Source organism: Isoptericola sp. NPDC057391 (genome assembly GCF_042668085.1).
GTDB lineage: Bacteria > Actinomycetota > Actinomycetes > Actinomycetales > Cellulomonadaceae > Isoptericola.
In genome coordinates, this window is sequence record NZ_JBHVBO010000065.1 from 1 (window position 1) to 19,636 (window position 19,636).

Consider the following 19,636-nt stretch of genomic DNA (forward strand, 5'->3'; position numbering starts at 1 on the left):
CGTCCGCCCCGCGCTCGTCGCGTCTCGTCGACCTCCGCCGTCAGGCGACGACGGCCTGGAGTGCCTCACCCAGCTCGGTCGCCTCGGTGGCGTTCAGCTCCACGACCAGACGGCCGCCACCCTCGAGCGGGACCCGCATGACGATGCCGCGTCCTTCCTTGGTGACCTCCAGCGGCCCGTCGCCCGTCCGCGGCTTCATCGCAGCCATCTGTGGCTCTCCCATTCCGTTGTCCGGTTCCTCGGCCTGCCCCCTGCCCGCGGCCCGCCGGTCGGCGGGGGCGAGACGAGGCGCGCCCCACCATTCTAGGTCAGAACCCGCCCGGGACTTCCACACCCCGGACGTCAGAGGTCGACTGGCGAGACCGGGTCCGGGCCTTCCAGGTCAGGCGGCATCAGGCCAGGCCGCGCAGCGCCGCGTGCGGCGGCGCCTCGTCGCGGACGACGGCGACCATGTCGAGCACGCGCCGGGTGGCGACGACGTCGTGGGCGCGGAAGACGGTCGCCCCCTGCCAGGCGGCGAGCGCCGTGGCGGCGAGGGTGCCCTCGAGCCGGTCGTCGGGGGCCAGCCCCAGCGACTCGCCCACGAAGTCCTTGCGGCTCAGCGCCATGAGGAGCGGGTACCCGAGCCCCGCGAGCGCCGCGGTGCGGCGCAGCAGGTGCAGCGACTGCCACGTGTTCTTGCCGAAGTCGTGCGTGGGGTCCACGAGCACCGACCGCGGCGGGACGCCGCAGGCGACGGCCCGCGCGGCGGCCGCGCGCAGCGTCGCGACGACGTCGTCCAGGACGCCGTCGCGGGGGTCCGCGGCGCCGTCGGACGCCGGGGGGTACTCGACGCGGTACGGGTCGGTGCGCGGCACCGCCCCGCCGGTGTGCGAGCACACGACCCCGACCCCCGCCGCACCGGCCACCTCGACGAGCGCGGGGTCGTGCCCCGCCCAGGTGTCGTTCACGAGGTCCGCGCCGGCCGCCACGACCTCGCGGGCGACGCCGGAGCGCCACGTGTCCACCGACACGAGCAGGTCGGGCAGCTCCTCGCGCACCCGCGCGACGAACGGGACCACGCGGCCGATCTCCTCCGCCTCGTCGACCTCCGGGCCGACCCCGGCGCGCACCCCCCCGACGTCGACGATCTGCGCGCCGTCGGCCCACGCCCGGTGGGCCGCGTCGAGCGCGGCGCCGTCGTCGGGCCGGCGCGCCGGGGCGTAGAACGAGTCCGTGGTGCGGTTGACGATCGCCATCACCACCGGGCGCAGCACGCCGTCGGGGCCGCGGCCGACCTCGCGCCCCCGCAGCACCAGCGACGTCCCCGCCGGCGGCACGCCCGGCGGGGCAGGGTCGGGACCGGTCACGAGCCGTCGGCCGCCGCGTCCCGCTGGTCCGCCACGAGCTCGTCGAGCGCCTCCCGCTCCGACGCCGCGAGGGCGCGGCCGCGCTCGATGACGTACTCGACGGCTTCCGCCGGCGAGTCGGTGAGGTGCATGAGGTCGACGTCGGTGGGGCCCACCATCCCCCGGTCGGCGACCGCGGTGCGCACCCAGTCCAGCAGTCCGCCCCAGTAGTCCTTACCGACCAGCACGAGCGGGAACTCCGTCACCTTGTGCGTCTGCACGAGCGTGAGGGCCTCGAACAGCTCGTCGAACGTGCCGAAGCCGCCCGGGAGCACGATGAACCCCTGCGCGTACTTGACGAACATCGTCTTGCGGGCGAAGAAGTAGCGGAAGTTCACGCCGAGGTTCACGAACTCGTTCATGCCCTGCTCGAAGGGCAGCTCGATGCCGAGCCCGATCGACGTGCCGCCCGCCTTGTGCGCGCCGGCGTTGGCCGCCTCCATGATGCCCGGGCCGCCGCCGGTGATGACCGCGTAGCCGGCCTCGGCGAGCAGCCGGCCCACCTCGACGGCGAGCGCGTAGTCCGGATGGTCCGGCGACGTGCGCGCGGAGCCGAACACCGACACGGCGGGCCCCACCTCGGCGAGGGCGCCGAACCCCTCGACGAACTCCGACTGGATCCGCATCACGCGCCACGGGTCGGAGTGCACCCAGTCGGAGTCGCCGCCGCCCGCCAGGAGCCGCTGGTCGGTGGTCTGTGCCGGGATCTCCTTGCCCCGCAGCAGCACGGGACCCTTGCGGTAGCCCCGGCCCTTCTCGGGCACCCCGTCGTCGCCGCGGTCGGTCCCGTGGCCGCTGGGGGAAGTCGTCGCTCGCGTCATGCCTCGAGCCTAGGCGCCGAGGAGCCAGGTGCGCAGGGCGTCGCGCCCCGCCGCGAGCCGGGCCACGGGCAGGCGCTCGTCGTCCTTGTGCGCCAGCACCGGGTCGCCCGGGCCGAAGTTCACGGCGGGGATGCCGAGCTCGGCGAACCGCGCGACGTCGGTCCAGCCGTACTTCGGCGTCGGCGCGGTGCCGGTCGCGGCCTGCACCGCCGCGGCGAAGTCCGCCACCAGCGGGTCGTCGAGGCCCGGGCGGGCGCCGGGCGCGGCGTCCGTCACGACCACCTCGAAGCCCTCGAAGAGCTCGCGCACGTGCGCCTCCGCCTCGGCCACGCCCTGCGACGGGGCGAAGCGGTAGTTCACCGTGACGGTGCAGGCGTCCGGCACCACGTTGCCCGCGATGCCGCCGTGGATGCCGACGGCGCCCAGGCTCTCGCGGTACACCAGCCCGTCCACCTCGACCTCGCGCGCCTCGTACGCGGCGAGGCGGTCGAGCACCGGCGCCGCCGCGTGGATCGCGTTGACCCCGGCCCAGGCGCGCGCCGAGTGCGCGGCGACGCCGTGGGTGCGGACCTCGACCCGCAGCGTCCCGTTGCAGCCTCCCTCGATGCCGTTGTTGCTCGACTCGCCCAGGATCGCGACGTCGCCCGCGAGCGCCTCCGGGTGGTTCCGCACCAGCCGGCCCAGCCCGCTGAGCGACGCCTCGACCTCCTCGTGGTCGTAGAAGACGTACGTGAGGTCGTGCGCGGGCTCGCGGCCCGGCCGCCCGAGCTCGACGGCCAGGGCGAGCATGATCGCGACGCCGCCCTTCATGTCCACGGTGCCGCGGCCCCACATCTCGACGGTGCCGTCCGCCGCGGTCTCCAGGCGCGTGGGGAGGTTCGGCGGGTCGGTGAGCGGCACCGTGTCCAGGTGGCCCGCGAGCACCACGCGCCGCGCCCGGCCCAGGTGGGTCCGGGCGACGAGCGCGTCGCCGTCGCGCAGGACGTCGAGGTGCGGCTGGGCGCGCAGCACGCGCTCGACGGCGTCCGCGAGGGCGGCCTCGTCCCCCGAGACCGACGGGACGTCGCACACCGCGGCCAGCAGGTCCACGAGATCGCTCGTCGCGACGGTCTCCGGGTCGAGCAGGGTGCCCAGCAGCGTGTCGAGCGGGGAGCCGGGGAGTGCGTCGGGTGAAGGGGCGGTGCGGTCCGTGGTCACGCGCACCATCGTCGCAGAACTGCCGACTACGCTGGGCGCATGACGACGCCTGCCTCCTCCCGCCCCGCCTGGGGCCTCGGTCTCGCCACGGTCGCCGACGACGGCACGACGCTCGACGTCTGGTACCCCTCGCCGGTGCTGGGCGCGCCGCCGGAGTCCGACGTCGACATCCCGGCCGAGCTCGACGCCCTCACCGAGCGGGACGACGCGCGCCGCGTGGACGTCGTCGTCGTGCGCACCGTGATCGACCTCGACGCCGCCCCGCAGGACACCGCCGACGCGTACCTGCGCCTGCACCTGCTCTCCCACCGGCTGGTCCAGCCGCACGGCGTCAACCTCGACGGTCTCTTCGGCGTGCTGACGAACGTGGTGTGGACCTCGCACGGCCCGTGCGCCGTCGAGGGCTTCGAGGCCACCCGCCTGCGCCTGCGCGCCGACACCGGGCGCGCCGTGACGGTCTACGGGATCGACAAGTTCCCCCGCATGGTCGACTACGTCGTCCCTGCCGGCGTGCGGATCGCCGACGCCGACCGCGTGCGCCTCGGCGCGCACCTCGCGTCGGGCACCACGGTCATGCACGAGGGGTTCGTGAACTTCAACGCGGGCACGCTGGGCGCCTCCATGGTCGAGGGCCGCATCTCCGCCGGGGTCGTCGTGGGCGACGGGTCCGACGTCGGCGGCGGCGCGTCGATCATGGGCACGCTGTCGGGCGGCGGCAAGGAGGTCATCCGCGTGGGCGAGCGCTCGCTGCTCGGCGCCAACGCCGGCCTCGGCATCCCGCTGGGCGACGACTGCGTGGTCGAGGCCGGCCTGTACCTCACCGCCGGCACGAAGGTCACGGTGCTCGGCGAGATGGGCGCCGACGGCGACCCCCTGGTGGTCAAGGCCCGCGACCTCGCCGGCCGCGACAACCTGCTGTTCCGCCGCAACTCGCGCACGGGCGCGGTCGAGGTGCTGGAGCGGGGCGGCGTGGGCATCGAGCTCAACGCCGCGCTGCACGCGAACTGACGTGTCCGGAGGCCGACGCCGGCGGAGGGGCCGGAGACGGGCGACCGGCGCGGCGCTCGCCGCGGTCCTCGTCGTCGGCGCCGGCGCGACCGCCGGGGTCGTGTGGTTCCTCGACCGGGCCGACACCCCCTCGGTGCAGCGGTGCGCGGCCGAGCTGGACGGCACGTCGTGGTACCTCACGCCGGTCCAGGCGGACAACGCCGCGCTGATCGTCGGGACGTCCGTGCAGCGCGGCCTGCCCGGCCGTGCGGCCACGATCGGGCTCGCGACGGCGCTGCAGGAGTCCCGGCTGGTCAACATCGACTACGGCGACCGCGACTCGGTGGGCCTCTTCCAGCAGCGCCCCTCCCAGGGCTGGGGCACCGTCGAGGAGATCATGGACCCGGTGTACTCGACGGGGAAGTTCTACGACGGGCTCGTCGAGGTCGACGGCTACGAGGACCTGGAGGTCACCGTCGCCGCCCAGGCGGTGCAGCGCTCCGCGTTCCCCGAGGCGTACGCGCAGCACGAGACCCGGTCGCGGGCGTGGGCGTCCGCGCTCACCGGTCACTCCCCCGGCGCGATCACCTGCGACCTGCGGCCCACCGAGGAGGACGACGCCCCGTCGGGCGCCGCCGCCAGGGACCTGCTCGCCGAGCGCGCGGCCCGCGACCTCGGGCTGCCCGCCGACGCCCTGCGGGCCGACACGTCCGGCAGCTCCGACACGGACGTGAACGCCGTCGTCGTGGACGCGACCGCCGTGCCGCTCGACGGCGAGCTCGCCACCTGGGCCGTCGCCCACTGGGCGGTGGCGACGGCGTCCGTGTCGGGGGCGCAGGAGGTGCGGGCCGGCGCGCGGGCGTGGGTCCGCGACGACGGCGCGTGGTCCGTCGTGGACGACGACGCCGACCGCCGGCCCGACGGCCAGGTGACGATCGTCCTGTCGTGATCGTCCTGGTCGCGGGCCGACGGCCGGCGTCGGTGCGGTGCTGCGCGGGCTGCGGAGGGCGCGAGCCTCAGCGCTGCTCGAGCGGCACGTAGGCGCGCTCGGTCGGACCGGTGTAGACCTGCCGCGGGCGGCCGATCTTGGTCTGCGGGTCGTTCATCATCTCGCGCCACTGGGCGATCCAGCCCGGCATGCGCCCCAGCGCGAACAGCGGCGTGAACATGGCCGGGGAGAAGCCCATGGCCTTGTAGATGAGCCCGGTGTAGAAGTCCACGTTCGGGTAGAGCTTGCGCTCGACGAAGTAGTCGTCGTGCAGCGCGATCTCCTCGAGCCCGCGGGCGATGTCGAGCAGCTCGTCCTTGGCGCCGAGCTGGCCCAGCACGGCGTCGGCGTGCTTCTTGACGATCGCGGCACGCGGGTCGTAGCTCTTGTAGACGCGGTGCCCGAAGCCCATGAGCCGGACGCCGGCCTCCTTGTTCTTGACCTTCTTCATGAAGGTCTCGACGGAGTCGTCGCCGCCGCGGATGCTCTCGAGCATCGTGAGGACGGCCTCGTTGGCGCCGCCATGCGACGGGCCGGACAGCGCGTTGATCCCGGCGGCGACGGACGCGTAGAGGGTCGCGTTCGACGAGCCGACGATCCGCACGGTGGAGGTGGAGCAGTTCTGCTCGTGGTCCGCGTGCAGGATGAGGAGCTTGTCCATCGCGGACACCAGCACCGGGTCGGACTCCCACTGCTCGTAGGGCCGCGAGAACGTCATGCGCAGGAAGTCGTCGACGTAGCCGCGGGCGTAGTCCGGGTACATCAGCGGCTCGTCGCGCGTGGCGCGGTGCAGGTACGAGGTGATCGTGCGGATCTTGGCGAGGATCAGCACCGTGGCGAGCTCGACCGCCTCCGGGTCGTGCGGGTCCAGCGACTCGGGGTAGTACGTCGCGAGCGCGTTGACCGCCGAGGCCAGGATCGACATCGGGTGGCCGCCGCGCGGGAACGACGACAGGAAGGCGCGGAACCCCTCGGGGACCAGCGTGTGGCGGTTGACCCGCTCCTCGAACGCCGACAGGTCGGCCGGCGAGGGCAGCTCGCCGTGGATGAGCAGGTACGCCACCTCGAGGAAGGTCGAGGAGTCGGCCAGCTGCTCGATGGGGTACCCGCGGTAGCGCAGGATGCCCTGGTCGCCGTCGATGTACGTGATCTCCGACTGGCACGACGCGGTGTTCGTGAACCCGGGGTCGACCGTGACGAGCCCGGTGTCCTTCAGCAGGGACGACACGACGATGCCGTCGTTGCCCTCCGTGGCCGGGACGACGGGCAGCTGTCGAGCGGTACCGTCGACGACGAGCTCGACCGAGGCGGAGTCGCCCGTGGTGCCTGCGGCAGGCGTGGTGGACGTCATGTCTTCCTTCCGTGACGGGCCTGCCGACTCCCGACGACGGGACCGGTGGGCGCGTGACTCGTGACTCTGGGACGGGGGCGGCCCGGGGCACGCCGGCCGTGGCATCCTCCAGGGCTACCTCGGCCTGCGGTCGAACCTACCCCCCAACACCAAGGTGATCCAATCCCCTGCCCAGCCGCAGCCATCCCGCTCGTCACGCGGTGGTGATGCGCGTCACACCCTCGGCCACGAGATCGTCGGGTGCGGTGAGCGCGACGCGGACGTGCCGCCGCCCCCCGTCGCCGTAGAACTCCCCGGGCCCGACCAGGATGCCCCGGCCGGCGAACCACGCCGCGAGGTCGCGCGAGGACGCGCCCGCGAGCGGCGTCCCGTCGGCCGGGCGGGCCCACAGGTAGAGGCCGGCCTCGGAGCCGTCGACGACGAAGCCCGCCGTCCCGAGCGCGCCGAGCAGCGCGGTGCGGCGCGCGCGGTAGACCTCGCGCTGGGCCGCGACGTGCGCGTCGTCGCCCAGGGCGGCGGTCATCGCCGCCTGGACCGGCGCCGGCACGATCATCCCGAGGTGCTTGCGGGTGGCGAGCAGCCCGGACACGAGGGCGGGGTCGCCGGCCACGAACGCGGCGCGGTAGCCGGCCACGTTGGACTGCTTCGACAACGAGTACGCGACGAGGAGCCCCTCGGGGCTGCCGCCGGTGACCCGCGGGTCGAGCAGGCTCGGCACCCTCGAGACGCCGTCGTCGCCGACCCAGGCGTCGGCCCACGGCAGCTCGGCGTAGCACTCGTCGCCCACGACGACGGCGCCGATCTCCCGTGCCGCCTCCACGACGCGGCGCAGGTGCGCGACGTCGGCGACCTCACCGGTCGGGTTGCCGGGCGAGTTGACCCACACGAGGCGCACGTCGCGGCGCCCCGCCCAGGCCTCGACGTCGTCCGTGGCCAGCGGCGTCGCGCCGGCCAGCCGCGCACCGACGTCGTACGTCGGGTAGGCGACCGCCGGGTGCACGACGACGTCGCCCGGGCCCAGGCGCAGGAGCGACGGCAGCAGGCCGACGAGCTCCTTGGACCCCAGCGTGGGCAGCACGGCGTCCGGGTCGAGCCCCGGCACGCCGCGGCGGCGGGCGAACCAGCCCGCCACCGCCTCCCGCAGCGCGGGCGTGCCGTGCGTCAGCGGGTAGCCGTGGGCGTCCGACGACGCGGCGAGCGCGTCGCGCACGACCCGCGGCGTCGGGTCGACCGGCGTGCCGATCGACAGGTCCACGACGCCGCCGGGGTGCGCGCGGGCGGCCGCACGCACGTCCTCGAGCGTGTCCCAGGGGTAGGGCAGTCCGCCGAGGTCGGCGAAGCCCATCAGGCCTGGGGCGGCAGGCCGGCGATCATGGGGTCGTCCTTCTCGATGAGCCCCATCTTCGCGGCGCCGCCCGGCGAGCCGAGGTCGTCGAAGAACTCGACGTTGGCCCGGTAGTAGTCCTTCCACTGCTCGGGGACGTCGTCCTCGTAGTAGATGGCCTCCACCGGGCACACCGGCTCGCAGGCGCCGCAGTCCACGCACTCGTCCGGGTGGATGTACAGGGAGCGCGAGCCCTCGTAGATGCAGTCCACGGGACACTCCTCGATGCACGCCTTGTCCTTGACGTCGACGCACGGCTGAGCGATCACGTAGGTCACTGCGGGCTACCTTCCAGGTGACGAGGGCGCGGTCCGGCGAGCGGGCTGCGGTTCTCGATGCTTCTTCGTCGGTGCTGCTTCGTTGGTGCTTCTCCGGTGCTGACCGGCGCGGGCGCAGCGCCCGCGCGGCCAACTCTAGTATCGCTGACGTGGTGCCTTCGCCGTCAGCCGTCCCACCTGCCGTACCCCCGCCCGGTCCCTCGGACGCGTGGCGCCGTGTGGCGGCGGGGACCCGCGTCGTCGTGCGGCGCCGCCTGTCGCCCGCGGAGGCCGCCGAGAGCGGCGCGCGCTGGGCCGACGTCGTGGGGATTCTCACGGCCGTGGGGCCCGGCGGCCTGCGCGTGCGCCCCGACCGCTCCCCCGGCCTGCCGGAGGTGGCCGTGGCCGCCGCCGACGTCGAGGCCGTGAAGCCCGTCCCGCCCCGGCGGCCGCGGCGCGGGCGACCCGGCGAGGGCTGACTCGCGCCCCGGGACGGGGGCGTGCCCGCCTCAGCGCGGCGCGCGCACCCGGACCGCGGCGTCGTCGACGCCCACGACGACGGCACCCGCCGTGCACCGCGCCACCAGGGCGTCGACCAGGCCGGCCGTCCAGCCGTCGCCGACCGGCAGCGCCTCCTCCGGCCCGCCCTGGCGGGGACGTCCCCCCGGGCGGAGCTCGCGGACCTCGTCGGCGGCGTGGAAGACGTCGTGCAGCGGCCCGTTCGTCTCCAGGGCGCCGATGACGATCTCGAGGTCGCGCACCACCTTGCGCAGCGCCGGCGCGACCCAGGCGGCGTTCTCCGTGACCATCGCCTCCGTGCGGGCCGGGTCGGTCAGCGCGACGCGCGTGCCGTCGCGGAAGCTGCCGGCCGCGAGACCGAGCGCGAGGTCGCGCACCGGGGCGCCCGCGACGGCATTGAGGAGCTGGGTGGCCAGCACGTGCGGCACGTGGCTCACCAGCGCGGCCGCCTCGTCGTGGCGGTCGTCGGTGACCACCGCGGCCGTGCCGGCCAGCGGCCCGGTCACCAGGCGCAGCACCTGCGCGAGACGACGGGGCTCGTCGGGCGAGGCCGTGCCCGGCTCCGCGACGGTGACCGCCCAGGGCGCCCCGTCGAGCAGCGCCGCGTCGGACGCGGCGAAGCCGCTGTGCTCGGTGCCGGCCATCGGGTGCGCCCCGACGTACCGGTCGGCCAGCCCCGCGGCGGCCGCCGCCGCGCGGACCGGGCCCTTGACGGAGCCGACGTCGGTCACGGTCGCGTGGCCGCCCAGCAGCGGCGCCAGCTCGGCGGCCGTGGCGCGCACGGCCCGCAGCGGGACGGCGAGGACGACGACGTCGGGGCCCGCGGCGCACAGGTCCGCCAGGTCGTCGGCGACGCCCAGCCCGACGGCGCGCGCGTCGGCGCGGGTGCCGGCGTCGGTGTCCGTCGCGACGACGTCCACGCCGCGCGCGCCGAGCAGCCGCGCGAGCGACCCGCCGACCAGGCCCAGGCCGACCACCCCGACGGTTCCGCCCGCCCCCGAGCTCACCACAGCAGGCCCCTCGCGACCGTCGCGTCGTCGTCCGAGCCCAGCACGCTGCCCGTGGGCACGTGGTCGGGCAGCACGCCGTCGAGGCCGGGGCCGCCGGGCGCCACGGGGAACGCGCCGAGCACCTTGAGGGAGTCGCCGGCGCCGAGCAGGGCGGCGAACAGGTCGCGGACCCGGGGCTCCCAGGGGGCGCCGTCGAGCGTCACGACGAACACGTACTGGCTCTCGCGCACCTTGAGCGGCCGCTCCACGAGGCTCGACATGTTCACGCCGCGCTCGGCGAACTCCGCCGTGACCCGGGCCAGCACGCCCGGTCCCGTGACGACCGGCGTCACGGCGACCATGGTGTGCCACGCCTCGTGCCCGGCCGCGCGGACCGGCGCCCATGCCGCGGGCGCGTCGTCCCGGCGGCACAGCACGACGAACCGCGTGCGCGCGCCGGCGAAGTCCTCCACCCCCGTGGCGAGCGTCTCCAGGCCGTAGAGCTCGCCGCACAGCCTCGGCCCGAACGCGACCTGGTGGTCGGCGAGGTCCCGGCACGCCGCCGCGTTCGACGACGCCGGCACGGGCAGCAGGCCCCGCTCGGCGACGAACCGCGTGCACTGGGCGAGCCCGTGCGGGTGCGCCGTCGCCTCGCGCAGGCCCGAGGGATCGGCGTGCCCGGGGCGGACGAAGGCGTCGAACGAGACGTCCAGCACGACCTCGTCGACCGCGACCACGTCGGGGCTGCCCAGCAGGGCGTCGAGCGACGGCACGACGTATCCCTCGACGGAGCTCTCGATCGCCACCACGCCCCGGTCCGCGGCGCCCGCCGCGACGGCGTCGTGCACCTCCCGGACGGTCGCCAGCGGCTGCTGCGCGGCGTCGTCGCCACCCGGCCGGGCATCGACCGAACGGACACCGACCGACCGGACACCGACCCAGCGCCGGACCGCCTCGTGGGTGAACGTGCCCTCCGGCCCGAGGTACGCGATCCTCATCCGCCGCTCCTCACTCCGCGGCCGGGGCGCCCGTGGCCCACCGCGGCGCCAGCGGGACGGGGCCGGGCACGAAGCCCTCGCCCGGCAGCACGGCCAGCGTGCGGTGCGCGACGCCGCGCCCGTCGAGCTCCGCGACGAGGCCGTCGAGCACGTCGACGGTCGCGCACCGGAACGAGGTGAAGAAGACGTGCGGCCCGCGGGCCGACGGGTGGCTGCGCAGGTGCTGCAGGTCGACGCCGGCCGCCGACAGCACGGCCAGCGTGTGCTGCAGGGACCCGCGGTGGTCGTCCGACGGCCCCACGGCGAGCCACACCTGGGCGGGCGCGTCGAACCGCGGCCACTCGGCCCGCGCCTCCAGGAGGCCGTACCAGACCGGCAGCCGGCCGGCGAGCCGCTCGCTGCCGGGCACCTCGACCCATCCCGCGGGCACCCGCGGCCGCTCGACCACGAGCGAACCGGCCGGCCCCGCGAGCGCCGCCCGCTCGTCCACCGACGTGCGGGTCGGCACCAGCCGCGGGCTCACGCCCATGCCGTGCAGCAGGTCCTGGCAGTCGCGCATCCCCGCCTCGTCGATGACCACCTGGCCGCCCGTGGCGCCTGCCGGCGCCACCCACACCCACTGCGGCGCGACGGCGACCGCCGCGGTGACGATGAGCGACGGGTCACCGGCGAGCAGCGCCTCCTCGAGCCGCGGCGACGGCTGCTCCGGGTGACCCAGGTGCACCACCGCCGCCAGGTCGTCGATCGTCGCCACCGTGGCGAGGGTGTCCGACGTCGTGCCGAGGTCCAGCAGCTCGATCGACTCGTCCGGCACGGCCGTGGCCACCGCCGACCCGGGGGCGACCCCCGACCAGCCCGCGGCGTGCGCCGCCTGCGCGGCGTGCGCCGGGGACTCGCGTTCCGAGCGTCCGAGCATCAGTCCTCCTTGGCCTTCCCGTCGTCGGCGGCGTCGTCCTTGCCGTCGTCCTTGGGCTCTCGGTCGGCGTCGCGGTCGGCCTTCGGCTGGTCGCAGACGACGGGGTTGTCCGGCTTGTAGGTCCAGGTGTTCGACTCGTCCTTGACCTGCTTGCCGTCGTGGTAGACCTTGCGGTAGTTCGTGATCGTGAAGCCGTCGTTCCCGCCGGGGTAGGGCTCGCACCCCGCGCCCGACTTGTGCACCGGCGTGGCCGGCACGATGTTGCGCTTGTCCCCCACGCCGGGGTCCACCGTGTAGTACTTCGTCGACCAGATCTGCACGTGCAGCTCGCCGCCCGAGACCCACGACTGCATGACGGCGCCGTACGGGGTGTCGTTGGTGAACTTCATGTCGATGGAGCCCACGTAGATGGTCGCCTCGCGGCCCGCCGGGTACCGGCTGAACCAGTAGCTGTGCGGCCGGTGGCCCGCGTCGTCGAACCCGGCGAAGAAGCCGGCGTTGTAGGTGGTCGTGGCCATCTGCGACAGGCCGCCGCCCACGGCGTCGGTGTGCACGCCGTTGCTCACGACGCCCGCCGCGACGAAGCCGTTCGACTCGTCGATGGGCGAGAGGGTGTCGAGCAGCGAGAACGTCTCGCCCGGCGCCACGAGGGTGCCGGTGACGAGCTCGGCGCCGCGCTCGAGGTTGCGGGTACGGATCGGCTCGCTCGTCAGCGGGGTCGAGAACGACGAGACGACCTCCTTGACCCCCATGTCCTCGAGGGCCTCCTTGGTGTGCTCCGGGTCCCGCTCGACCAGGGTCAGCTCGGTGGTCCGGTCGTCGGACAGGGCGGCCTTGCCGACGGCGGACGCGGTGTCGTCCGGGTCGAGCGTCGTGCCCTTCTCCCCGCCCTCGACGACCGGCTTGCCGCCGGAGAACACGAAGTGGGCGTCGTCCGGCTCGGTGAGCAGGTCGTCGGTGTCGTCCACGACGTCGGAGACCAGCTTCTCGCCGTCGAAGCGGGGCTTCAGCTCGCCGTCTGCGTTCTTGAACGACGTCGCCCTCGCGAGCGCCTTGGGCGTCAGCTCCGCGGACTGCTCACCGACGTCGACCGTGACGGGCCCGCTCACCACCTGCTGGGCCTGCTCCAGGGCGGCGTCCGTCTCCGCCTGCGTGACCGCGGGCTCGACGACCTCGGTCGGCAGGTCCACCGGCCCCGAGGTGACGAGCCAGGCGCCCGCGACGGCGTCCACCGCGTCGTCGACGACGACGCTGGACCCCTCGACCGCCTCCGTGGCGACGGCCTCGCCCTTCTTGAAGCCGACGGTGCCGTCCACCGGCTCGACCTTGAGGGAGTCCTCCAGGCCGGTGACCGCCTCGGTGAGGGCGGGCCGGGAGACGTCGACGACGGGCGGCACGGCGTCGCCGCCGACCACGTGCTCCCACAGGTGCGCCGGGTTCAGCGAGAACCCCGTGAGCCCGTCGACGGTCGCCTGCGCGTCGAACGACAGGCCGCCCTCCGCCGGGTCGATCGTGCTCGTGGCCTCGCCCGCCCGGACGTCGATCGGCTCCGCGGCGCGGGCGCTCAGGCCGTCGTCGAGCGCCGCGACCGCCGGCCCGGCGTCCAGCCCGCCGATCTCGATCCCGGCGACGCTCGTGCCCTTCGGCACGGTCCCGGCGACGGCCCACTGGGCCCCCGCGTAGAGCCCCGCGACGACCACGAGCCCGACGCCCGCCCACAGCGCGACCTTCGGCGCGCGGCTGGGGGCGCCGTCGCCCGCCAGGCCGTCGAGCGGCGAGCCCGGGTCCGCCGCGGGCGGGGGCGTCGCCGGCCCGGCGGGGACGGCGGCGAAGCCGGCACCCGGGATGGTGCCCGCGGTGGTGCCAGGGGTGGCGCCCGGTGCTGCCTGCGGGCCGGCCGGGGTCGGCGCCGCCACCGCCGGCAGCGCCTGGGTGGGCGGCCCCGACGACGGCGCGGGCACCGTGGCGATCACGCGCTGCTCGTACAGCCGCACCCGCGGCTCGTACGGGGTGTCCGGCTCGTCGGCGTCCGGCCGCTCGGGAGCGGGCGCCTCGGCGGTCGGCTCGGCAGTCGGCCCGGAGGCAGGCTCGGCGGTCGGCTCCGGAGCCGGCTCGGCGACGGGCTGCTCCGGGGCCGGCTCGGCGACGGGCTGCTCGGGCTCGGGCGCGCTCGGCGCCGCGGGCGCCTCGCTCGCGGGCTCGGGCCGAGGCTCGGTCTCGGGGCGCGCGGGCTCGGCGGGTGCGGGCCCGGCGGGGTCCGGCTCGCGCTCGGTCGGGTGACCCATGCATGCTCCGTCAGGGTGGGGTGCGGGGCGACGCCCCGGGAAGGACAGGTGACGCGGGGCGGACCCGCCTGGGGGATCCTACTCGGGCGGCGCCGGCCGGCCCGGTGCAAGTCCGGGTGAAAGCGCCAAATCGGGCGCCGGTCCGCACAGGTTCGTCACGCCCGGCCGGGCGGCACGCACGGGACGCTCACAGACCGGCACGGGGATGGCGTCAGCCCCGCCGGTCGGAGAACCACGACCGCGGCAGGAACGCCGCCACCAGGAACATCGCGAGGCCCCCGTAGGTCCACACCAGGCCGACGGGCTGCGCCGGCACCAGCACGTCCCCGCCCGGGCCCGCGACGGCGAGCACCTGCACCGCGACCACCCAGCCCGCGCCGGCCGCGAGCAGCGGGCCCAGCCCGGCCCACGCGCGGCAGAGGACCGCCGTGGACAGCGTGATCGCGAGGGCCAGCACGATGCCGACGGGCAGGTCGTGCCACTGCGTGCGGTGCGCGACGGTGCCGAGCACCCCGACCGCGGCACCCAGCGCCAGCGCCAGGACCGTGCGCGCGGCGGACCGCCACCACCGGCCGGCGCCCGTCGGGGCGGGGGGCGAGGTGGGTGTCGCGTGCTCGGGGGTGGTCATCGGCGCGAGCCTACCGGCGCCCGGCGCGCCGCGACGTCGCGCGGTGCAGGTCAGGAGACACGAGGTAGTGCTCGCGCACCGGGATCGGGGCGAGCACCGCGTTGCTCAGGGCGTACCAGCCCAGCAGGCCGGAGTCGGGCGCCTCCACCGCGGAGGCCCGCGTGGCGTGCTGCACCTGGGTGGCGTGCGCGCGCATCGCGGCGAGCACGCGGTCGAGCACCGCGGCGGCGTCGACCGGCACGACGTCGCGCGGGCCGGCGTCGCGCAGCTCCGCGTCGTGGCGCGCGAGCGGGGGCAGGGGCTCGTCGGGGTCCGGGAACGTCAGCCCGGCGCGGGCGGCGAGGTCCCGTGCCGCCGGGGCGGCGGCCAGCGCCCGGCGGCCCGCCCGCAGCGCCGTGGACGGCGCCACCGCGCGCCACAGCTCGGCGCCGCCCCAGGGCTCGCCGTCCACGGGCGCGTCCGGGTCGGCCGCGAGGGCGAGCGCCCGGACCGTGACGGCGTGCGTGCGCACGTGGTCGGGGTGCCCGTACCCGCCCTGCTCCTCGTAGGTCGCGACGACGGCGGGCCGCCGCGCGCGCACGACGGTCGCCAGCCGCGCGGCGGCGTCGTCGAGGGGGACGCGCGCGAACGCCGTCGCGGGCGCGTGGTGGGCCGGCCCGGCCACCCCGGGAGCGACCCACGCCATGCCGGAGTCCTCGAACCGCCGTCCGGCGGTGGCCGGGCTCGGTGCGGTGACCCGGGCCTCCGACGTGTCGACGGCGTCGAGGAAGGTGTGCCCGACGACGCCGGGCGCGCCGCCGAGCGCGGCCAGGGCCGCGGCCAGCTCCGTCTCCCGGTGCGCGGCGAGCGCGGGGCCGTCGCCCTCGAGGCGGGCCAGCCCCGTGGGGTGCGACGGCGTGTCGATGACCTCGCCGCGCTCGCCGCGCGTGCAGGTCACCACGGCGACCGGCCGACCCGCGGCGGCCCACGACGCGAGGAGCGCGCCGGTCGCGAGCGTCTCGTCGTCGGGGTGCGCGTGGACCGCGAGCAGCCCGCCGTCGCGCGCGGGCGCGGCGGTCGCGGGCACGGGCGAGGCCGGGCCGGGCACCGGGAGGCGGGTCAGGCCCGCTTGGCCCGCGCCGTCGCCCGGGCGCGCGCCGTCGCGTCGAGCTCGACCTTGCGGATCCGCACGACCTCCGGCGTCACCTCGACGCACTCGTCCTCGCGCGCGAACTCGAGGGACTCCTCGAGCGTGAGGTGGCGCGGCGGGATGAGGTTCTCGAAGTTGTCGGCGGTCGAGGACCGCATGTTCGTCAGCTTCTTCTCCTTGGTGATGTTGACGTCCATGTCCTCGTTGCGGGAGTTCTCGCCGACGATCATGCCCTCGTAGACCTCCTGCGTGGGGTCGACGAAGAACGAGCCGCGCTCCTGCAGGTTGATCATGGCGAACGGCGTCACCTTGCCCGCGCGGTCGGCCACCAGGGAGCCCGTGTTGCGCGACTCGATCGCGCCGTGCCACGGCTCGAAGCCCTCGGAGATGGACGCGGCGATGCCGGTGCCGCGCGTCTCGGTGAGGAACTGCGTGCGGAAGCCGATCAGGCCGCGCGCCGGGACCATGAACTCCATGCGCACCCAGCCGGTGCCGTGGTTGCTCATCGTCTCCATGCGGCCCTTGCGCTGCGCCAGCAGCTGGGTGACGGCGCCGAGGTACTCCTCGGGCACGTCGATGGTCATGCGCTCCATCGGCTCGTGCCGCTTGCCGTCGATCTGCTTCGTGACGACTTGCGGCTTGCCGACGGTGAGCTCGAAGCCCTCGCGGCGCATCTGCTCGACGAGGATCGCCAGGGCGAGCTCGCCGCGGCCCTGCACCTCCCACGCGTCCGGGCGCTCGGTGGGGAGCACCTTGAGCGACACGTTGCCGATGAGCTCGGAGTCGAGACGGTCCTTGACCTGGCGCGCAGTGACCTTGTGACCCTTGCCGCCCTTGCCCGCCAGCGGCGAGGTGTTGATGCCGATGGTCATCGAGATCGCCGGGTCGTCCACCGTGATGAGCGGCAGCGGGCGCGGGTCGTCCACGTCGGTGAGGGTCTCGCCGATCATGATGTCGGCGATGCCCGCCACGGCCACGATCTCACCGGGGCCGGCGGACTCGGTGGGCACGCGGTCGAGCGCCTTGGTCTCGAGCAGCTCCGTGATCCGCACGCTCGACAGGCTGCCGTCGTGACGCGCCCACGCGACCGTCTGCCCCTTGCGCAGGGTGCCGTTGAAGATGCGCAGCAGCGCGAGGCGGCCGAGGAACGGCGACGCGTCGAGGTTGGTGACGTGGGCCTGCAGCGGCATGTCGGCGTCGAACGTCGGCGCCGGGATCTTCTCGAGGATGGTGCCGAACAGCGGCTCGAGGTCCTCGTTCGCCGGCAGCGCGCCGTCGGCGGGCTGGTCGATCGACGCGCGGCCGGCCTTGGCCGAGGCGTACACGACGGGGACGTCGAGGATGGCGTCGAGGTCGAGGTCCGGAACCTCGTCGGACAGGTCGCTCGCGAGGCCGAGCAGCAGGTCGGTGGTCTCCCCCACGACCTCCGTGATGCGCGCGTCGGGGCGGTCCACCTTGTTCACGACGACGATCACGGGCAGCTTCGCGGCCAGCGCCTTGCGCAGCACGAAACGGGTCTGGGGCAGCGGGCCCTCGGACGCGTCGACCAGCAGCACGACGCCGTCCACCATCGACAGGCCGCGCTCGACCTCGCCGCCGAAGTCGGCGTGGCCGGGGGTGTCGATGACGTTGATGGTGATGCCGCCGGGCTCGCCCGCCTCCGCCGCCGACGGGCCGGCGTACCGGACCGCGGTGTTCTTCGCGAGGATGGTGATGCCCTTCTCGCGCTCCAGGTCACCGGAGTCCATGACGCGGTCGTCCACGTGCTGGTGGGCGGAGAAGGCGCCTGCCTGGCGCAGCATGGCGTCCACGAGGGTCGTCTTGCCGTGGTCGACGTGGGCGACGATCGCCACGTTGCGCAGGTCGGAGCGCACAGACATCTACGGGTCTCATTTCCTGGGGTGGGGAGGCGACCCGTCAATCGGGCCGCCGCTATCTTACCCGCCCCGTCCAGGCTCCCCGTCCGTGCTCGTTCCCGGGCCCGTTCCCGGGCCCGTTCCCGGGCCTGCCCCCGGCCCTGCTCCCGGGCCCGGGCGCGGCGGACCCTTGGCGTCGCGACGGCGCGGGACGCGCAGCCGCAACGCGCCCGGCGCGGGCGGCAGGACGTTCTCCCACCGGCCGGCCAGCGTCGTCGCCACCTTCTGCGTCACGTGCTCCGTGAGCTCCGCCCGCGCCGCGCGCCGCTCGGCGCGCACGATCTGCCGGTGCTCCACGCTGAGCTCCTTGACGATCGACACCGCCATGCCGATGAGCACCAGCGAGAACGGCAGGGCGATGAGGATGGCGGCGGTCTGCAGCGCCGTGAGCCCTCCCGCCAGGAGCAGCGCCGCGGCGACCAGGCCCTCGAGGATCGCCCAGAACAGCCGGCTCCACAGCGGGGGGTTCGGGTCGCCGCCGTTGGCGAGCATGTCGACGACGAACGACCCCGAGTCTGACGACGTGACGAAGAAGACGACCACCAGCACGATGCCCGCGACGGCGAGCCAGGTGCCGCTGCCGGGCAGGGTCGCGAACAGCTGGAACATCGCCGTGTCGGTGTTCACGCCTCCCGTCGCGGGGTCCAGCATGCTGCCGGGCTCCGTCATCTCCTGGTGCAGCCCCGCTCCCCCGAAGACGCTGAACCAGATCGTCGCCACGGCCATCGGCACGGCCAGCGTGCCGAGCACGAACTCCCGCACGGTGCGCCCCCGGGAGATGCGCGCGATGAAGACGCCGACGAAGGGCGCCCAGGAGATCCACCAGCCCCAGTAGAAGATCGTCCAGCTCGACTCCCACGCCAGGCCCTCGTCGCCCCGGAACGCCAGGGTGTCGAAGGTCATCTGGATCACGTTGGCGAAGTAGTACCCGAAGGACTGCACCCAGCTGCGCAGGATGAACAGCGTCGGTCCCAGCACCAGCACCACGGCGAGCACGATGCCCGCGAGCACCATGTTCCCGTTGGACAGCCACTTGATGCCCTTGGACAGCCCCGACGCCACGGACATCGCGGCGACCGCCGTGATCGCCGCGATCAGTCCGATCTCGAGCCCGGTGCTCGGCTCCACGACGTCGAGGTAGCCCAGCCCGTGCGCCACCTGCAGCACGCCCAGGCCCAGCGACGTCGCGACGCCGAACACCGTGCCGATGATCGCCACGACGTCGATGACGTTGCCCAGCCAGCCCTTCACCCGGTCACCGAGGACGGGCTCGAGCGCCCAGCGGATCGACACCGGCCGGCCCTTGCGGTGGATCGCGTAGGCCAGCGCGAGCCCGGCCACCACGTAGATGGCCCAGGCGTGGATGCCCCAGTGCACGTAGGTCTGGGAGATCGCCGCCTGGGCCAGGGTGGCGTCGTCCCCGGTGACTCCCGGCTTCGGGCTGACGAAGTGCGACAGCGGCTCGGACACCCCGTAGTACACGAGCCCGATGCCCATCCCGGTGGCGAACAGCATGGAGAACCACACGGGGAGCTTGAAGTCCGGCTCCTCGTCGTCGGGGCCCAGCACGATGTCCCCGAAGCGGCTCAGCCCCATCCAGACGGCGAAGATGACGAACGCGGCCACCAGGAGCACGTAGTACCAGCCGAAGGCGCCGATCACCTCGCCCTGCAGCGTGCTCATCACGGCGTCGGTGGCGTCCGTGAAGAACACGGCCAGCAGCACGAAGGCGAGGATGATGCCTGCTGCCGGATAGAAGACCCCGCGGGCCAGCGTCGATGCCCCTGCCATGCCCCTCACCCTGACGCCGTGCCCGGCCGTCAGCAAACGGAGACGTAGCAAACGGAGACATGCGGAGACATGACGAGGGCCGGCGCGCGACC

At 74.9% G+C, this 19,636-nt stretch carries 18 protein-coding genes; 3 read left to right on the top strand and 15 right to left on the bottom strand.

All coding sequences use genetic code 11. The features are described 5' to 3' along the window. Positions 1-40: 40 nt before the first annotated feature. The 4 genes from ACFUVW_RS10425 to dapE all read right to left on the bottom strand — a co-directional run bounded on the left by ACFUVW_RS10425 (position 41) and on the right by dapE (position 3,415). A complete protein-coding gene (locus tag ACFUVW_RS10425; RefSeq protein WP_111249454.1) occupies positions 41-208 on the bottom strand; it encodes a DUF3117 domain-containing protein in 168 nt (55 codons plus the stop codon). A gap of 184 nt (positions 209-392) precedes the next feature. Beyond that, on the bottom strand, positions 393-1,349 hold the full coding sequence (folP, locus tag ACFUVW_RS10430; protein WP_430571256.1) for a dihydropteroate synthase: 957 nt from the start codon (positions 1,347-1,349) through the stop codon (positions 393-395). Continuing rightward, positions 1,346-2,209, bottom strand: a complete 864-nt coding sequence (locus ACFUVW_RS10435; RefSeq protein ID WP_430571257.1) for a TIGR00730 family Rossman fold protein — start codon at positions 2,207-2,209, stop codon at positions 1,346-1,348. The genes folP and ACFUVW_RS10435 overlap by 4 nt, the downstream gene beginning before the upstream one ends. A gap of 9 nt (positions 2,210-2,218) precedes the next feature. Beyond that, positions 2,219-3,415 carry a succinyl-diaminopimelate desuccinylase gene (dapE, locus tag ACFUVW_RS10440; RefSeq protein ID WP_430571258.1) on the bottom strand — a complete coding sequence of 399 codons (1,197 nt, stop codon included), beginning with the start codon at positions 3,413-3,415 and terminating at the stop codon, positions 2,219-2,221. A 30-nt stretch (positions 3,416-3,445) separates the two neighbouring features. Here dapE and dapD point away from each other — a divergent pair, with 30 nt between their 5' ends. Then, positions 3,446-4,414, top strand: a complete 969-nt coding sequence (gene dapD, locus ACFUVW_RS10445) for a 2,3,4,5-tetrahydropyridine-2,6-dicarboxylate N-succinyltransferase (RefSeq protein ID WP_430571259.1) — start codon at positions 3,446-3,448, stop codon at positions 4,412-4,414. Position 4,415: 1 nt separating this feature from the next. Beyond that, positions 4,416-5,342, top strand: coding sequence for a hypothetical protein (locus tag ACFUVW_RS10450; protein WP_430571260.1), 927 nt, complete (start codon positions 4,416-4,418; stop codon positions 5,340-5,342). A gap of 67 nt (positions 5,343-5,409) precedes the next feature. On the opposite strand, the gene ACFUVW_RS10455 is transcribed toward ACFUVW_RS10450, so the two are convergent. The 3 genes from ACFUVW_RS10455 to fdxA all read right to left on the bottom strand — a co-directional run bounded on the left by ACFUVW_RS10455 (position 5,410) and on the right by fdxA (position 8,394). Further along, positions 5,410-6,732 carry a citrate synthase gene (locus ACFUVW_RS10455; RefSeq protein ID WP_430571261.1) on the bottom strand — a complete coding sequence of 441 codons (1,323 nt, stop codon included), beginning with the start codon at positions 6,730-6,732 and terminating at the stop codon, positions 5,410-5,412. 193 nt (positions 6,733-6,925) lie between these two features. After that, positions 6,926-8,077 (bottom strand): succinyldiaminopimelate transaminase, encoded by a 1,152-nt coding sequence (gene dapC, locus ACFUVW_RS10460; protein ID WP_430571262.1) that lies wholly within the window; start codon positions 8,075-8,077, stop codon positions 6,926-6,928. Next, positions 8,077-8,394 (bottom strand): ferredoxin, encoded by a 318-nt coding sequence (gene fdxA / locus ACFUVW_RS10465; protein WP_429762524.1) that lies wholly within the window; start codon positions 8,392-8,394, stop codon positions 8,077-8,079. The genes dapC and fdxA overlap by 1 nt, the downstream gene beginning before the upstream one ends. Positions 8,395-8,612: 218 nt before the next feature. Between fdxA and ACFUVW_RS10470 the strand changes: the two genes are divergently transcribed. Then, positions 8,613-8,852, top strand: a complete 240-nt coding sequence (locus ACFUVW_RS10470; RefSeq protein WP_430571263.1) for a hypothetical protein — start codon at positions 8,613-8,615, stop codon at positions 8,850-8,852. Between the two features lie 30 nt (positions 8,853-8,882). Here ACFUVW_RS10470 and ACFUVW_RS10475 read toward each other — a convergent pair whose 3' ends face one another. From ACFUVW_RS10475 to ACFUVW_RS10510, 8 genes are all read right to left on the bottom strand, one after another. Beyond that, positions 8,883-9,902, bottom strand: coding sequence for a prephenate dehydrogenase (locus tag ACFUVW_RS10475; protein WP_430571264.1), 1,020 nt, complete (start codon positions 9,900-9,902; stop codon positions 8,883-8,885). Beyond that, positions 9,896-10,879, bottom strand: coding sequence for a prephenate dehydratase (locus tag ACFUVW_RS10480; RefSeq protein ID WP_430571265.1), 984 nt, complete (start codon positions 10,877-10,879; stop codon positions 9,896-9,898). Before ACFUVW_RS10480 ends, ACFUVW_RS10475 begins: the two co-directional genes overlap by 7 nt. A 10-nt stretch (positions 10,880-10,889) precedes the next feature. Beyond that, the gene (locus ACFUVW_RS10485) at positions 10,890-11,795 is read right to left on the bottom strand and encodes a hypothetical protein (RefSeq protein ID WP_430571266.1); all 906 of its coding nucleotides are present in this window, start codon (positions 11,793-11,795) and stop codon (positions 10,890-10,892) included. Then, positions 11,795-14,080, bottom strand: coding sequence for a VanW family protein (locus tag ACFUVW_RS10490; protein WP_430571267.1), 2,286 nt, complete (start codon positions 14,078-14,080; stop codon positions 11,795-11,797). The genes ACFUVW_RS10485 and ACFUVW_RS10490 overlap by 1 nt, the downstream gene beginning before the upstream one ends. Positions 14,081-14,291: 211 nt before the next feature. Beyond that, positions 14,292-14,708, bottom strand: a complete 417-nt coding sequence (locus tag ACFUVW_RS10495) for a DUF6113 family protein (protein ID WP_430571268.1) — start codon at positions 14,706-14,708, stop codon at positions 14,292-14,294. 10 nt (positions 14,709-14,718) lie between these two features. Then, positions 14,719-15,774 carry a PIG-L family deacetylase gene (locus tag ACFUVW_RS10500; protein WP_430571269.1) on the bottom strand — a complete coding sequence of 352 codons (1,056 nt, stop codon included), beginning with the start codon at positions 15,772-15,774 and terminating at the stop codon, positions 14,719-14,721. Positions 15,775-15,806: 32 nt separating this feature from the next. Further along, the gene (gene typA / locus ACFUVW_RS10505; protein WP_430571270.1) at positions 15,807-17,717 is read right to left on the bottom strand and encodes a translational GTPase TypA; all 1,911 of its coding nucleotides are present in this window, start codon (positions 17,715-17,717) and stop codon (positions 15,807-15,809) included. Positions 17,718-17,774: 57 nt separating this feature from the next. Then, positions 17,775-19,544, bottom strand: a complete 1,770-nt coding sequence (locus ACFUVW_RS10510; RefSeq protein WP_430571271.1) for a BCCT family transporter — start codon at positions 19,542-19,544, stop codon at positions 17,775-17,777. Between the last annotated feature and the right edge of the window lie 92 nt (positions 19,545-19,636).